14 protein-coding genes and 1 pseudogene are annotated in these 15,394 nt (G+C 37.8%); 6 read left to right on the top strand and 9 right to left on the bottom strand.

Annotation, left to right across the window (positions count from 1 at the left end; genetic code table 11):
* Window positions 1-245: 245 nt before the first annotated feature.
* The 5 genes and pseudogenes from P4S71_RS17965 to P4S71_RS17945 all read right to left on the bottom strand — a co-directional run bounded on the left by P4S71_RS17965 (window position 246) and on the right by P4S71_RS17945 (window position 5,897).
* Window positions 246-1,247 (bottom strand): ABC transporter ATP-binding protein, encoded by a 1,002-nt coding sequence (locus tag P4S71_RS17965; protein WP_337151188.1) that lies wholly within the window; start codon window positions 1,245-1,247, stop codon window positions 246-248.
* Between the two features lie 10 nt (window positions 1,248-1,257).
* Window positions 1,258-2,088 (bottom strand): carbohydrate ABC transporter permease, encoded by an 831-nt coding sequence (locus tag P4S71_RS17960; protein ID WP_337151187.1) that lies wholly within the window; start codon window positions 2,086-2,088, stop codon window positions 1,258-1,260.
* Window positions 2,089-2,090: 2 nt separating this feature from the next.
* On the bottom strand, window positions 2,091-2,963 hold the full coding sequence (locus P4S71_RS17955) for a carbohydrate ABC transporter permease (RefSeq protein WP_002960879.1): 873 nt from the start codon (window positions 2,961-2,963) through the stop codon (window positions 2,091-2,093).
* 146 nt (window positions 2,964-3,109) lie between these two features.
* Window positions 3,110-4,415 (bottom strand): annotated as a pseudogene (locus tag P4S71_RS17950) (ABC transporter substrate-binding protein).
* Window positions 4,416-4,568: 153 nt separating this feature from the next.
* On the bottom strand, window positions 4,569-5,897 hold the full coding sequence (locus P4S71_RS17945) for a hypothetical protein (protein WP_337120368.1): 1,329 nt from the start codon (window positions 5,895-5,897) through the stop codon (window positions 4,569-4,571).
* Between the two features lie 528 nt (window positions 5,898-6,425).
* Here P4S71_RS17945 and P4S71_RS17940 point away from each other — a divergent pair.
* The 5 genes from P4S71_RS17940 to P4S71_RS17920 all read left to right on the top strand — a co-directional run bounded on the left by P4S71_RS17940 (window position 6,426) and on the right by P4S71_RS17920 (window position 12,021).
* Entirely contained in the window at window positions 6,426-6,809 is a 384-nt protein-coding gene (locus P4S71_RS17940) for a response regulator (RefSeq protein ID WP_007377149.1), read from the top strand.
* A gap of 13 nt (window positions 6,810-6,822) precedes the next feature.
* Window positions 6,823-7,728 carry an AAA family ATPase gene (locus P4S71_RS17935; protein ID WP_149614160.1) on the top strand — a complete coding sequence of 302 codons (906 nt, stop codon included), beginning with the start codon at window positions 6,823-6,825 and terminating at the stop codon, window positions 7,726-7,728.
* Window positions 7,729-7,856: 128 nt separating this feature from the next.
* Window positions 7,857-8,720, top strand: a complete 864-nt coding sequence (locus tag P4S71_RS17930; RefSeq protein WP_337151186.1) for a DUF58 domain-containing protein — start codon at window positions 7,857-7,859, stop codon at window positions 8,718-8,720.
* The gene (locus tag P4S71_RS17925) at window positions 8,720-10,690 is read left to right on the top strand and encodes a transglutaminase family protein (protein ID WP_337151185.1); all 1,971 of its coding nucleotides are present in this window, start codon (window positions 8,720-8,722) and stop codon (window positions 10,688-10,690) included. The genes P4S71_RS17930 and P4S71_RS17925 overlap by 1 nt, the downstream gene beginning before the upstream one ends.
* A gap of 8 nt (window positions 10,691-10,698) precedes the next feature.
* Window positions 10,699-12,021: a Na+/H+ antiporter family protein gene (locus P4S71_RS17920; RefSeq protein WP_337151184.1), complete on the top strand. Its 1,323-nt coding sequence runs from the start codon at window positions 10,699-10,701 to the stop codon at window positions 12,019-12,021.
* Between the two features lie 272 nt (window positions 12,022-12,293).
* Here P4S71_RS17920 and P4S71_RS17915 read toward each other — a convergent pair whose 3' ends face one another.
* The 3 genes from P4S71_RS17915 to P4S71_RS17905 are packed head-to-tail and all read right to left on the bottom strand — an operon-like array spanning window position 12,294 to window position 14,399.
* Entirely contained in the window at window positions 12,294-12,725 is a 432-nt protein-coding gene (locus tag P4S71_RS17915; protein WP_002960891.1) for an acyl-CoA thioesterase, read from the bottom strand.
* Between the two features lie 5 nt (window positions 12,726-12,730).
* A complete protein-coding gene (locus tag P4S71_RS17910) occupies window positions 12,731-13,549 on the bottom strand; it encodes a M23 family metallopeptidase (protein ID WP_007377144.1) in 819 nt (272 codons plus the stop codon).
* Window positions 13,542-14,399, bottom strand: coding sequence for a 6-carboxytetrahydropterin synthase (locus tag P4S71_RS17905; RefSeq protein WP_096793082.1), 858 nt, complete (start codon window positions 14,397-14,399; stop codon window positions 13,542-13,544). The genes P4S71_RS17910 and P4S71_RS17905 overlap by 8 nt, the downstream gene beginning before the upstream one ends.
* A 203-nt stretch (window positions 14,400-14,602) precedes the next feature.
* On the opposite strand from P4S71_RS17905, the gene fabA reads away from it, so the two are divergent.
* Window positions 14,603-15,118 carry a bifunctional 3-hydroxydecanoyl-ACP dehydratase/trans-2-decenoyl-ACP isomerase gene (gene fabA / locus P4S71_RS17900; RefSeq protein WP_002960896.1) on the top strand — a complete coding sequence of 172 codons (516 nt, stop codon included), beginning with the start codon at window positions 14,603-14,605 and terminating at the stop codon, window positions 15,116-15,118.
* 65 nt (window positions 15,119-15,183) lie between these two features.
* Here fabA and rmf read toward each other — a convergent pair whose 3' ends face one another.
* Window positions 15,184-15,354 (bottom strand): ribosome modulation factor, encoded by a 171-nt coding sequence (gene rmf, locus P4S71_RS17895; protein WP_002960897.1) that lies wholly within the window; start codon window positions 15,352-15,354, stop codon window positions 15,184-15,186.
* Window positions 15,355-15,394: the final 40 nt, after the last annotated feature.

Raw genomic sequence — 15,394 nt, 5'->3', positions numbered from 1 at the left:
AACCTCTTAAAATAGAAGGAAAACTAAGTCCTTATTTTCATTACATAATTTCAATTATATGTGCTGCTATATAAATTATTTTATTAATTTTGGAGTATCTATTTATTAATAACGTTTTTGTTATTTATAGTTGTAAATATACCATTCCTTAATAAAAAATACCTAGGTTTCATAGGATTATGTAATTAGAATTTAGTTAATAGCACCCTTATAAAGGTGCTATTTAAGGTAATTAAAGATTGGCTCTAGCGAATTGTTAAACCGTTATTATCAAACTTTAATACTTTATCAGCCGGTGCGCTTAGGTAAATACTGTCGCCATATTTTAACGGACAATCACCATCTGCTTTTACTGTTACGGTCCCTTTGCCTTCAATATTTATATGTAAAAAGCTTTCCGATCCTAAATGCTCAATTACACCGACAGTACCAGCCCACGTTCCTTGCTCAGTAGAGAGTGTTATATGCTCTGGTCGTATACCAATACAACTAACATTCGCATCTTCATTTTGTGGAGCATCTATAAAGTTCATTTTTGGAGAGCCAATAAAACCAGCTACAAATTTGTTTACTGGGTTTTTATAAAGCTCTAAAGGTGTGCCTACCTGTTCAATAATACCGGCATTAAATACCGCGATTCTATCTGCCATTGTCATAGCTTCAACCTGATCGTGCGTAACATAAATCATTGTTGTAGCTAAACTTTTATGTAATTCAGATATTTCTAAACGCATATTTACACGTAGTGACGCATCAAGATTTGAAAGCGGTTCATCAAATAAAAATGCCGAAGGCTGACGAACAATTGCGCGCCCTATCGCTACACGCTGGCGCTGACCGCCCGATAATTGCCCAGGCTTTCGGTCTAAATAATCGGTCAAATTAAGAATTTTAGCGGCTTTAGCAATTTTACTTTCGATTTCTGCAGGGCTAACTTTGGCTCTTTTTAAAGGAAAAGCAATATTGTTACGCACTGTCATATGCGGATATAACGCGTAGGATTGAAACACCATTGCTAAGCCTCTTTTTGCAGGCGGTGTTTTTGTAGCGTCAATGCCGTCAATTTCTATATTACCACTGGTGGTATCTTCAAGCCCTGCGATCATACGAAGTAATGTCGATTTACCACAGCCCGACGGACCAACAAATACGATAAACTCACCGTCTTTAATTTCTAAGTCTAGCGGTTTAATTACGTTAACTTCATCAAAGTTTTTAGTGACTTGTTTTAGTGTGATGCTGCCCATGTGTATTCTCCTATTTTACTGCGCCGAAACTTAATCCACGCACTAATTGTTTTTGACTAAACCAACCAAGTATTAAAATTGGCACAATGGCCATGGCAGATGCTGCCGATAACTTAGCGTAAAATAACCCCTCAGGGCTTGAGTAACTGGCAATAAATGCCGTTAAAGGTGCAGCATTTGCAGCGGTTAAAATAAGTGTCCAAAATGCTTCGTTCCATGACAAAATTACATTTAACAATAGCGTTGAGGCTATACCCGGTAAGGCTATTGGTAATAAAACATGGAATATTTCTTCACCAATTGTTGCGCCATCCATACGTGAAGCTTCAAGTATTTCGTTTGGTATTTCTCTAAAGTAGGTGTACAGCATCCATACCATTATTGGTAAGTTAATGAGTGTCATTACAACCACTAAACCTAATTTTGTATCGAGTAGCGCAAAGTCTCGAAACAATAAATAAATCGGAATAAGTACCCCTACTGGCGGTAACATTTTGGTTGAAAGCATCCACATTAATAAATGCTTTGTTTTTTTAGTTTGTACAAAAGCCATAGACCAAACTGCAGGTACAGCAATTAATAAACCCAGCAAACTTGAACCTAGTGATATAACTACAGAGTTCCAAAAATGGTTAAAGTATGGCGAACGCGACAGTACATCTCGGTAATTTTCGAGCGTCCAATCGAATGCATATAAGCTTGGACTTGCTGAAATTGCTTCAGCTTCTGTTTTAAAGCTTGTGATTAACGTCCATAAAATTGGAAAGAAAATCATGCCGCTTATTGTCCATGCAGTAATGGTATAAATTAGTTTGGAACGACGGCTATTTTTTATAGTCATAATTAACCTTCCAAGTTTTTGCCAATTAAGCGCATTAAAAATATAGCGACAATATTTGCAATAATAACTGCAACTATGCCCCCTGCCGAACCGCCACCTACATCAAATTGAAGTAGTGATTGCGTGTAAATTAAGTACGTTATATTGGTTGACGAATAACCAGGGCCGCCACTAGTTGTAACTAATATTTCAGCAAAGATTGACAGTAAAAATATAGTTTCGATTAAAATAACAGCCGTTACAGCGCGCGATAAGTGCGGTAAAACGATGTAAAAAAACTTACTAAATGGCCCAGCGCCATCTAAATCAGCCGCTTCTAATTGCTCGCGGTCTAATGATTGTATTGCTGTTAGCAGTATTAATGCTGCAAACGGTAACCACTGCCAAGAAACAATTATGATGATTGAAAATAACGGCATTTGAGCAAAAAAGTCGATAGGTTCAAAGCCAAGCCAAATCGCGAAATGTGCAAATAAGCCATTAACTGGGTTCATTAGCATGTTTTTCCATACCAATGCCGACACAGTTGGCATTACAAAAAATGGGGCTAATACCATAATGCGAACGTAATTTCGTCCCCATATGGCTTGGTCTAGTAAAATAGCTAAGCCAATACCACCACAAATAGTGATAAGTAAAACCCCAGTTACTAAGTAAAGCGTGTTAAAAAATGATTCAAAAAAAGCCGGATCAGTTAAGAAAAATTCATAGTTTAAAAAGCCTACAAACTCTTTATCCCCAGGAACGAGTAAGTTGTAATCAATAAATGAAAAATACAGTGTCATACACAGCGGAACTATCATCCAAGCAAGTAATAAAATTACACTAGGAAGAAGCATAAACCGAGCAAGCGTGCGCGAGTTAGTTGTTGCCATAAAGGTGACCTTAAAAAAGCCAATTCTATTTACTTGTTAACTATCAAGTGAAAATCAGAAACCCTTGATAGTGTTTATAACTAACAAGTAAATAGAATTGACATAAAATATTGGGTAAGTTTGAGTACTTACCCGCCCATTACATGCTATTTAGGATAGCGAGCTTTACGCATTGTTCGCTCAACGAGGTGCTGAGACGTACTAAGCGCTTGCTTAACGGTCATTTGGCCAGTTAATGCTGCTGAAAATTGTTGCCCAACAGCTGTACCAATTCCTTGAAACTCAGGAATAGCAACAAACTGAATACCTACATAAGGCACCGGTTTAACGGTTGGATTTTTAGGATCTGCAGATTGAATAGAATCTAAGGTAATTTGCGCAAACGGTGCTGCATCCATGTACTTTTGATTACTGTAAAGTGATTTACGTGTACCTGGCGGTACTTTTGCCCAACCTTTTTTGTCGGCTACAAGTTGAGTGTATTCTTTAGATGTTGCCCAGCTAATAAATTTCATTGCGGCATTTGGTTTTTTGCTGCTTGCCGGTACGGCTAAAGTCCAAGACCATAACCAGTTACCGCGTTTACCTAGGCCGTTATCTGGTGCAAGTGCAAGCCCTACTTTATCGGCAACTTCTGAGTCTTTTTTGTTGGTAACAAATGCACCTGCAACGGTTGCATCAATCCAAATACCACATTTTCCGGTTTGAAATAATGCAAGGTTTTCATTAAAACCGTTTGCAGATGAACCAGCAGGACCAGATTCTGTCATCACATCTACATAATACTGAAGGGTATTTTCCCACTCTGGGGTATTAAACTGTGGCTTCCAATTTTCATCAAACCAACGAGCACCAAACGAATTTGCCATGGATGTAATAAGCGCAACGTTTTCGCCCCAACCTGCTTTACCACGTAGACAAAGGCCATAAACACCTTCTTTTTTATCTGTCATCGCTTTAGCAGCTTTGCGTATAAAGTCCCATGTTGGGGCTTTAGGCATTGTCAGCCCTGCTTTTTCCATTAAGTCAGTGCGGTACATAACCATTGAGCTTTCGCCATAAAATGGCGCAGCATAAAGTTTGTCATTAATCGTTAAACCGCTTCGAATTGCCGGAATTAAATCGTCTAAATCGTAGTTTTCACCTAAATTATCCAGCTCTTTTAGCCAATTTTGCTTGCCCCAAATTGGTACTTCATAAGTACCTATGGTCATAACATCGTATTGGCCGCCTTTTGTTGCAACATCGGTTGTGACACGTTGGCGAAGAATGTTTTCCTCTAGAGTAACCCATTTTAGATTCTATATCAGGGTTTTGGCTGGTAAAGTCACTGCTTAATTCTTTCATGGTGATCATGTCACCATTGTTAACAGTCGCTATTGTAATTGTTTCTTTTGCCGCAGCGCCCATACTTATAAAGCCACACGCGAGCATAATTAATTTATTTTTCATCGGGTATTCCCCATACACGTTATGTTTTAACAAGTGCTATTAAATTTCAATCTATTGCCAATTCTATTTATGGCAGTTTTAACGCATAAAACTGCCCGCAAAGTGCCTTTTTAGGTCCTTTGTTTAAATAGTTAGACTAGTTTGGATAATGATTTAAAATTTAACAGATATTTCAGAAGTGAAGCCGTCAAATCCTTTACCGATTTGACCGCCCGAATTAACATCTTCTTCTTGGTTAACATACTCAACTTTTAAAAGCGTTTTATCGTTAAACCAGTAACCTGCGGCTACTTGAATACGCTCTACTGTATTGTCTGTTTGTTCAATTAAGTCGGAAGTGTTTTCGGCTTCTGCATAACGAGCCGCTACATATAGCTTTTTAGGAATAATATATTGTTGTGCTTCAAACACGAAGTACTCAACCGATGAGTCGCCTTCTATTACACTGTTTGAATCAAAAGTAGTGCCATTTTCATCTGCTATACCGTTTGTACCAAAGTAGGTAATACCGGCAACTGCATTACCAGCGGCATCTGCGAATGTGTAGTCATCAGATGATTTACCAACCATAAAAATTAAGCTAGTTTCGTCAGATGGTTGATAAGCTAAGTTAAGCTGGATGATTGATTGCTCAAGCCCTGGCATTGCACCAACGTGAGTGTCACGCTCGTTCGAAGGTGACGCTGAGAAATTATAGTTTTCACCATCGCCAAAGCGATAGTTTGTTGTGGTTACACCATCAAGACTTGCTACGCCATTTTCAAAACGTAACTGGTCGCCTTGATTGGCTTTTAATAAGTTTAAACCTGCTTTAAAGCCACCTTCAAATTCTAGAGTACCTTGAAGTCGGTAGTTATAACCTCTGTCTTCTTGAAATGCTTCACCGAAACTTGAAGTCGTAATGTGACCTGTAACATTATAAGCACGTACTACACCACTATCGAAAGTTTCGCTGTAACTTAGCTGTGCACCGTTTTCTGCGGTTGCGTAATCGGTAATACCATTACCTATAAGTGCATTACTTTGGTTATCTGCGCCGTCTTGAAAACCTTTAAATTGAAAAGGCGATCCACCAATGTTACCTAAACGCAGTGTTAAATTTGCGTTTTCTTTTGGTGTGCCATAAAGACCTAGTAAGTCAAATTCAACACCTGCAAAATCGTTGTGAAATGAAAAGTCACGATCTTCGCCACCAAAGTCATTAGGCTCTTCTGCAATATCTATATCGGCAGTAATGAACTCGTTAATATGAAATTTAAGCATTAGATTTGCTCTAATACGCCCAAATCCTGATTCTTGTTCTTCATCTTCTGGACGAAATGCACCGTCTTTAGCCTGAATTGACTGAAAGTTTTGCATTAGTAAAAAGTCTACGTCAACGCGATCTAAATATTCAGAAATATCAGCCTGTGCTGGAGCCGATGTAGCCATAGCTGCCGCTATGAGAGAAATTGCAAATTTAGTCTTTTTATTATTCAACATAATAAGCTCTTTATTTAGTGTGGTGTGTGATGCCAACTTTATTAAATTGCATTTTCATTTAATGAAATTGGTATTAATTCAGTGTGTATAGATGAGGCTGGCTGAGCAAAACATTAAATGGTTAATGAAATTGCACTTATGAGCATAAGCCCATCCGGTGAGCATAATCACAGAATGAATTTAGAAGGTCAACGATTTTTTATTACAAAACGTTTACAAAAATCGAATTTATATGTAAATATTTTTGAATCAATAAGTTAAGTAGCAAATTTGTTACATCAAATTTTGAGGAAATAAGGTTCTGGATTAAGGAATTTGTTGTAGATACATCATTATTGCTCAATACAATTCATGTAAACATAAGTTAGTAGAAGATATAAAAGCAGGTGATCCTTTTAAAATAGGCTGTTGGTCAGACCTATAAACTGTTTATTTATTAGTGTTTTTTAAGTAACGTTCTTGAGCTTATGAAGGGGTTAGCTTAGTATTAAAGCACTTAGATGTATTCAAAATAGAAGTAACCTACATATGGAATTTGTTCGCCCGCTAGAGCCCATCCTCATCATTGACGATGTTAAAGAAATACGTGATTACCTAAACCAGATTTTAACCGAACTAGGTTATGAAGATATTTTAGAAAGTGTAGACTTTAGTTCAGCTAAACCGGTTATTGATGAAAAATCGCCTAACGTAATATTTTTAGATGTAGATTTACCTGACTCTGATGGCACAGATATCCTAGAGTTTATTAATATTACCTACCCTCACGCACACGTTGTAATGTGCTCTGGTCATAACAGTTTTGAAAATGTGCAAAACACGTGGGAGCTAGGTGCTAAAGGGTTTATTGCGAAACCATTTAATGCAAAAAAAGTAGACACCGTAATGAAGCGCCTCGAACTAATAGAATAATAATAAGGTTAGCATGCAAAGTACTGTTACTGCGATTATAGAAGATCTTTCGAGTGTTATATTTGGTAAACAACAACAAATAAAACTGGCACTTACATGCTTATTTAGCGAAGGGCATTTACTCATTGAAGATTTGCCAGGTATGGGAAAAACCACTCTTTCTCATGCATTGTCAGCTGTGTTAGGTTTATCGTATCAGCGTATACAATTTACCAGTGATCTTCTGCCTGCCGATATTTTGGGTACTAATGTTTTTAACTCTACCGAGCATAGCTTTACGTTTCATAAAGGCCCTATTTTTAGCCAAGTTGTTTTAGCTGATGAAATAAACCGCGCAGGGCCCAAAACACAAAGTGCGTTGCTTGAAGCAATGGAAGAGCAACAAGTAACAGTTGATGGAAAAAAATATACGCTGCCAAATCCATTTTTTGTGATTGCAACACAAAACCCGCTTTACCAATCAGGTACCTACCCGTTACCTGAGTCGCAATTAGATCGGTTTTTAATGCGCATTAGCTTAGGTTTTCCACCTAAAGAAGCCGAAAAACGCTTAATTTTGAATATGCAAAAACGAGATTACAGTCAGTTACCTAAGCGTATTAACCAACAAGAGTTAGCGGCAATTCAAAGCCAAATAAACCAAATTACTTTAAGTAGCCCGGTTATTGACTACATTATAGAGCTTGTTAATTACACACGCACAAGCAACGCTTTTGCTGCATCGTTATCACCTCGAGCCAGTATGGCTCTGGCTAAAGCGGCTAGGTCGTGGGCCTTTATTGATGGTCGTGATTTTGTAATGCCAGAAGATGTTCAAGCCGTATTTGCAAGTGTATGTCAGCATCGATTAGGTTTGCATAATGAGTCAGGTGAAGCGCAAGTAAACGATATTTTAAAAAACGTTTTAGTTCCGGTATAAATTTTTATGCCAAAAAAACAGCTAAGCGCCCTTCTTTATTTAAGTCATTTAAGCGAAGTGTATTTAATAAGTTATTAAAAAATAAACATTTAAAAAACTCAATTACACTTGAACACAGAACAATTTATGTGTTGCCATCGTCCCTAGGTTGGTACTTTTTAATTGTGGCTATTTTAAACTTTGTGATGGGCATTAACTATCAAAATAATTTAATTTTAATAATGTCTTATCTTATGTTTGTGGTAATGATTATTGCTGTATTAATGGGCTACAGTAACGCTAAAGGCTTAACAGTTAAATTTAAAGATGCATTTAGTAGCTACGCTCCTCAAAAACCGAGTATTATATTTGAATTACAAAGCCCTTCTGTTACCCAATCTATTAATTTAACATATCAAGGTAGTGAGCAAACTCACAAACATACCGGCCAAGTTGATAGTATACCTCAGTTACTTACACTCCACTTACCCTACAGCTCACGCGGTAAGTACTCAGTACAACGTATTAAAATAGCGAGTAACTATCCCTTTGGCTTAATAACTGTTTGGAGTTACATTCAATTACAAGAAGATGTATTTGTATATCCGTCGCTTGAACAAGTACACAGTGATGCGAATGTTTCTATGCTTGATGAGCAAGCCGATAAAGGTATTTCTACACAATCTGGTAGCGAAGAGTTTGAGTCTCTTATCCCACATTTACCAGAGATGGGCTTGCAAAGAGTGTCGTGGAAGCATTACGCAAAAACACAGCAGTTGTTAGTTAAAGAGTTTGTAGACTTTAAAACAGCAAATGCGCTTCTCGATTTTACGTTAATAAATGGAGATACAGAGCAGCGCTTAAGCCAGTTATGCTTTTTAGTGTGTGAAGCAACCGAGAAAAACACCCCTTTTATGTTAAAGCTACCGAATAAAACAATAAATACAAATACCGGACAGCAACATAAGCAGCAATGCTTAGAATTATTATGCTCATTTAATGGTGATGTGTAATGGACATACTTAAAAACGAAAAAGTAATAAATTATTCGCTGTCTTTTATATATGCATGTTTGATTGTATTTTTTGTATCACATTTACCGCTTGTTTTTGTAGGTGTACTTTCACTTATTTGTGCATGGAACTTTTACATAACGCTGAGTAATAAACCAAAGCCAAATGCTTGGCTGGCCAATATACTCGCAGGTGTGTCACTCGGTTTAATGCTCTTCACAGTAGGCATGTCGGATACGGTTATTTTATTTGTGGCCATGCTGCTACTTGCTAGTTTATTTAAGCTGCTACAGGCTAAAACCAAAAAACACTATCATGTAATTACAACGCTTACGTTTTTTTCACTCTCATCTGTGTATTTATTTAACCAAAGCATTTTAACGACTTTAACTGTTAGTAGTTTATACATATTAAACTTTGCAGTACTTGGCCTACTCGAGTCCAAACATAATTTAAAAATCGCTTCTAAGCAAAGTGGTAAATTGCTACTTTTAGCGCTTCCTTTAGCTATATTTTTACTGCTTTTTTTACCAAAAATGCCCGCCTTTTGGCAGCTTCCTGGGCCTAAGCTTGCTAAAACAGGGCTTTCTGAACAGGTCGATCCATTCGATATTGCAAAGCTGTCAAACTCAGATGAACTTGTGTTTAGAGCTAAATTTAACGAAGAAAAACCTGTAGCGCCTTATTATTGGCGAGCAATAGTCCATGATGAGTTTAATGGTAATGCGTGGCTTACGTCTGACTTTTTAAAATATAATAATGTAAAAACAAATACGCAGAGCGAAAATGATGAGCAACTTATTGCAAGCTACTCAGTTATTACAGAGCCTGCTACACAAAAATGGCTCTATGGTTTAGCGTATTCCAGTAGTAACTCACCAAATGTTGAAGGTAATTCGCTAGGTTTATTACGTAAAAAAAGTCGCCAAGCTAAAAACTTACAATACGATGTAAATAGCTTTAACTTCACAGCTTTACCGCTTGGCGAATTTGAAGAAAAACGCTATAAATACCTCGCTTATAAAAAGAATGTAAAAACATCATCACTTGCTAAAACCTTAAAGCAAAATACACACTCTGATCGCGATTTTTATAACCGCTTATTACAATACTTTGCAGGTACGGGATTTACTTACACATTAACTCCCACACCTATGAGCGGCGATAACACCATAGATCAATTTTTATTTGATAACCAACGTGGCTTTTGTGGCCACTATGCCAGTGCCGCTGCGTACATTTTTAGAACCGCAGGTATACCCGCTCGACTAGTAAGTGGCTATTTAGGTGGTGAATTAAATCAAGATAATAATACGCTCACTGTTCGCCAATACGACGCACATGCATGGGTAGAAGTATTTTTACAAAACGAAGGTTGGGTTATTTTTGATGCAACCGCCGTTGTTGCACCAGAGCGTTTAAATGGCTCACTTTCGCAGAACGAAGAGCTGAATGACGAATTTAAAAGTAACCTTGATTTTGGTTTAGTGAGTTTAAGTAATTTCCCTGCTATTAATTGGTTAAGGTTGGAACTTGAAAATCTCGATTATCAATGGTCTAGCTGGGTACTTGGTTTTGACGAAGAAAAACAAAATGATTTTTTAAAATCAATTTTTGGTAGTAAAAATATTTGGCTTGTACCATTAATGGTTTTACTAACAGTTGGTTTTTGTTTTATATCTTATTTTATTTATTTAAACTTGCCAAAACGCCCGTCTAAATTAGCGCCTATGGTTAAAGAGTTTTATGAAGTAAAAGCATGGGCGAAAAAACAAAAAATAAACACACCCGATAATTTAACACCGAGTCAGCAGTTACATTTTTTTGCTGATCAACTTCCTCATTCTGCACGATCTATAAACACTTTTAGGCAGTTATTTAACCAAGTACGCTATGGTAAAAAACCTTTTACGAAAGAGCGTAAAACTCAGGCTAAAGATCTGATAAAATTAATTAAAATTTCCAAATAGAGAATACTATGAATGCTGTTGTTATAGGCGTTATTTTAATGCTCGGGCTATCTCTGGCTCGCGTTAACGTCATTGTTGCCATGATAATAAGCGCGTTAGTTGCAGGTCTTACTGCAGGCTTGGGTATAAAAGAAAGTGTTGATGCATTTAACTCTGGCCTTTCTGCCGGAGCTGAAATTGCACTAAGTTATGCCATGCTCGGTGCATTTGCCGTTGCAATTTCTAAGTCGGGTTTAACACGCATTCTCGCTGATAAGTTACTTGCTAAAGTAAATACTAAAGGCAGCGGGAATGAAACGTTTTTAAGTTACTTCATTTTATTAATTATTTTAGGTTGTGCGATTTCTTCGCAAAACTTAGTACCCGTACACATAGCGTTTATTCCTATTTTAATCCCGCCGTTACTTGTTGTTTTTAATCAGTTAAGATTAGACAGGCGTGCTATAGCGTGTATTTTAACATTTGGGTTAGCAACGTCTTACATGGTGCTACCTTATGGTTTTGGCGGTATTTATTTATACTCTATTTTGCACAAAAACCTGGTCGATAACGGCTTAGAGATTGTAAATACACAAGTTCCTATGGCGATGATAATTCCTGCATTAGGTATGTTTATTGGATTACTTATTGCGGTATTTATTACCTACAGAAAACGTCGCGAATACACAGAGCTCCCATTAACAACTGTGAGTAAATCGGCTGAGGTAGAAAACCCTAAAAAAGTAATGATTGTAGGACTTTTTGCAGTACTTGCCTCCCTTGTTGCACAAAACCTAAGTGGCTCAATGATTTTAGGTGGCTTAGTAGGTGTAATGATATTTAGTGTTTTCGGTGTAGTTAAGTGGGAAGAAAACGGCGACGTATTTAGTAAAGGCGTTGCGATGATGGCCATGATTGGCTTTATTATGATATCGGCACAAGGTTTTGCATCGGTTATGCAAGCCACTGGCGATGTAGCAAGCTTAGTACACAGCGCAGCCGCCCTTTTTGATGGTAATAAACCTTTGGCCGCTGGTGTTATTTTGTTAGTCGGGTTATTAATTACAATGGGAATTGGCAGTTCGTTTTCAACAGTGCCTATTATTGCAACTTTGTTTGTTCCTTTATGTTTAGACCTTGGGTTTTCTGTTATGGCTACCGCTGCGCTTGTTGGTACTGCGGGCGCTCTAGGTGATGCAGGCTCCCCTGCTTCAGACTCAACGCTTGGCCCAACATCGGGTTTAAATGCCGATGGCCAGCACGACCACATTAGAGACTCTGTTATTCCAACGTTTATTCACTTTAACATTCCGCTGCTGATATTTGGCTGGATTGCAGCAATGGTGCTTTAAGATGTATTTATATAAGTGTTAATAAATGTGATTAAAAGCTAAATATAACCAAAAAGGTATGTTAAAAGCATACCTTTTTAGTATCCAAATCCAGCAACTCACACCCCTATCAATTCCCCCAGTTTGATTACTTTCTTTTAGTTAATATTAGCTCTGTTGTTGAGGTTATACTTAATGAATATTTAGTATGATGTGTTCTTTTACTGGTTTTATATAAGCACCAATTAAGGTGCTTATATAAATTTACTTTAGCGTATATTCAAAGCTTTAAGTTAATCAAAACCATAAATCATTTTGTCGCATACTACCGGAGTCGGTCTGTGGTTATCATCAACTGCAACAAACGTAAAGCTGCCACTAATGGCTGAATGCTTATCGTCTTTGTGCATAGTTTCTAATAATATATCTACATCAACTTTTAAGCTGGTGTTACCTACATGCACTACTTTAGCTATTAACTCTGCAAAAGTACCTGCTGGTATGGCCTCTTTAAAGTCGACTCTATCAGAAGATATAGTTACCAAAGGCTTACGGCAAAAACGAGTCGCTGCTATAAATGCCACTTCATCCATCCACGCCAGTGCATCACCACCAAATAAAGTATTGTGATGATTAGTACGCCCTGGAAACACGGTTTTAGTTACCGATGTGGTTGAGTCTTCAATACGCTGAGCAATTATTGCATCGCGATTTACGTCAGTCATAATCTCTACTTTTTGTTTGCTAATGTATCTTGCATTAGTAATGCTGGATCAAGGCGTTCGCCTTTCCAGTTAAAACGCCAATCTAGGTGAGGACCCGTTACACGCCCTGTTGCACCAATTTCAGCCACTTTGTTACCTTGCTCAATTTTATCACCCACTTTTACATCAAGCTTACTTAAGTGAATGTAAGTTGAGGTAATACCATGGCCATGATCAATAATTAATGTACCGCCTGAGTAGTATAAATCAGGTTCAGCAAATACCACGGCACCACTAATAGGCGCGTAAACAGGAGAGCCTGTTTTATTGGCAATGTCTAAGCCAAAGTGCGGACGACGTGGCTCGCCATTAAAATAGCGCTGACTGCCGTAAACACCCGATATGCGCCCTTCTGCAGGCTTTAAAACAGGGTCTAAAAAGTACAATAAATCAGACTCTACTTCTCTCGCTTTTCGCACAGCAACTGCTTCGCGGCTTATACGCGCACTAACCTCTTTTGGTGGAGATACATACTTTTTAGCTACGCCGGTAATTTTATCAATTTTATATTCGCGCTTAGTGATAGCTATTGATTGTGAATGCGATTTACCATTGTTATCTACCCATTTTAAAGTATGAGTAGTTTCAGCGTCACGCCCAAAACCAAATACAAAATCACCCTTTGGTGAAAGTTTTAAGCTTTTGCCATCTAAGCTTACTGATTTAGCGTTTTCTAGCTTTCCAGTAACTAAACCGCCTTGTGTTAAATGTCCTTTTAACTCAAGCGCCATAGCACTAAAGCTAGCAGAGGCAACAAGCGCTGTTGCTAAAAGTGTTTTAAACATAACTAATCGATCCTTTTCCAACACCTTCATAAGCGGTTACTTTCACTGCTTTTTCTGGGTATTGGGCTTTAATTTGGCCAGCTACATGTTCAGCAATACATTCTACAGTAGTATCTACTGGCAAAATGTCGCAACGAGACTCGCTTATAGCCATTTCAAAATAGCCTTGTGCCGATGTATAAGCAAAACATACATCACCCGCTTTGGCTGGTATGTGTTTTAAATCAGCTGCATTAATTTGATCTTCACTGGTGGCTAAGTAAATATCTTCCCACTTTTGAGACCATTCTTTTTGCAAGCGCGGCATAGAGATACCATCTAGGCTAATACCAATTTGAGAACGATGCCCATGAATAATACGCTGGCAATTACCGTCATGTTTTTTAAGGCCATGGCTATAATGATAGTAAAAACTTTGGCTGTGTTCAGGCTTAAGAGACAGCTCTATTTTTTCAATGTTATCTGGTAGCTTCGGTAAAATAGTCGCAATTAAAAATTCGGTAACCGATTCAACAGTTACTTCGCCTGCGTTAATCATGCAATAAGCTTGATGAGGAGCGCTCATAGCTAAGTGATTATTTTCACCAAATGTACAGTCGAGTGTTTTATGCTCGTCAAATTCAGATACTGTGCCATTAAGCCCTGTAGGAATTGCTAAACGGTGATCAATACACTCATCTATAATGCCTTTAATTTGCTTTTTAACTAAACCAAAGTCTAAAACCATAGACTCTTCGTTAAGTTTACCGTGCAAAGTTAAATCAACAATCCAGCTCTCGCCAACGGCGCCGCGTTTGTTACATAAGTAAGAAAAATCAATCACAGTTAGTGAGTTAACAAAAAGGATCATAAACTTCCTTTAGACTGGTTATAAGACAGCGTTAATTATAATGATTTCTGATTGTAATTGCGCGGTTTTATAGTGCAAAAACCAATCGCGTTGATTGATTGATGATTTAATATGCAATATTTTGATTTTTTAACTGCTCCGAGTTGTTTAGCGTACAAGTGTACGCTAAAGTACTTGGCAATTTCTAAGCGAAGATAAGTGTTATGGAACCTAAAAATAGCTATACAAAAGAAGAGTTGATCCTGTGTGGTCAAGGTGAAATGTTTGGTGAAGGTAACTGCCGTTTACCAAGTGACAACATGTTAATGATGGATCGCATTACCTCTATTACTGCTGATGGCGGTATTCATGGGAAAGGCGAAATTGTTGCTGAGCTTGATATTGACCCTAGCCTTTGGTTTTTCGATTGTCATTTTAAAGGCGACCCAGTAATGCCTGGTTGTTTAGGCTTAGATGCTATGTGGCAACTAGTTGGTTTTTACTTAGGTTGGTCTGGTGGCCCTGGTCTTGGCCGTGCGCTAGGTGTGGGTGAAGTTAAATTTACTGGCCAAATTTTACCAACTAATAAAAAAGTAACTTACCGCCTTGTAATGAAACGCGTAATTAAACGTAAATTGTTCATGGGCGTTGCAGATGGCACTGTAGAAGTAGATGGCCGAGTAATTTACGAAGCAAAAGATTTAAAAGTGGGCTTGTTCCAAGACACTAGCGCGTTTTAATTTTTAAATGCGTACAAAAAGGCCTCCAACGTGGAGGCCTTTTTGCTTAAATTCGATTATTGATTTTAGGTTTTGTACATGTTGCGGTTTTCAATCGCTTCACGCCAACCTCCTAACCACTCTGATTTGGGATCTACTTGTTGATAAGGGCATAGCTCTTTTGAGCGACCTGCTAAACCTGCTTTAAAACCTTGAGAATGAGCTCTTTCTAAACGATCTCTTTTCTGTCTCTTCATCGGTAATATCCTCACCTTTTTTATTTATATATTGTGTAGC

This window comes from Pseudoalteromonas sp. B62 (genome assembly GCF_037162565.1).
GTDB lineage: Bacteria > Pseudomonadota > Gammaproteobacteria > Enterobacterales > Alteromonadaceae > Pseudoalteromonas > Pseudoalteromonas fuliginea.
This window is presented reverse-complemented; position numbering and strand designations above follow the sequence as displayed.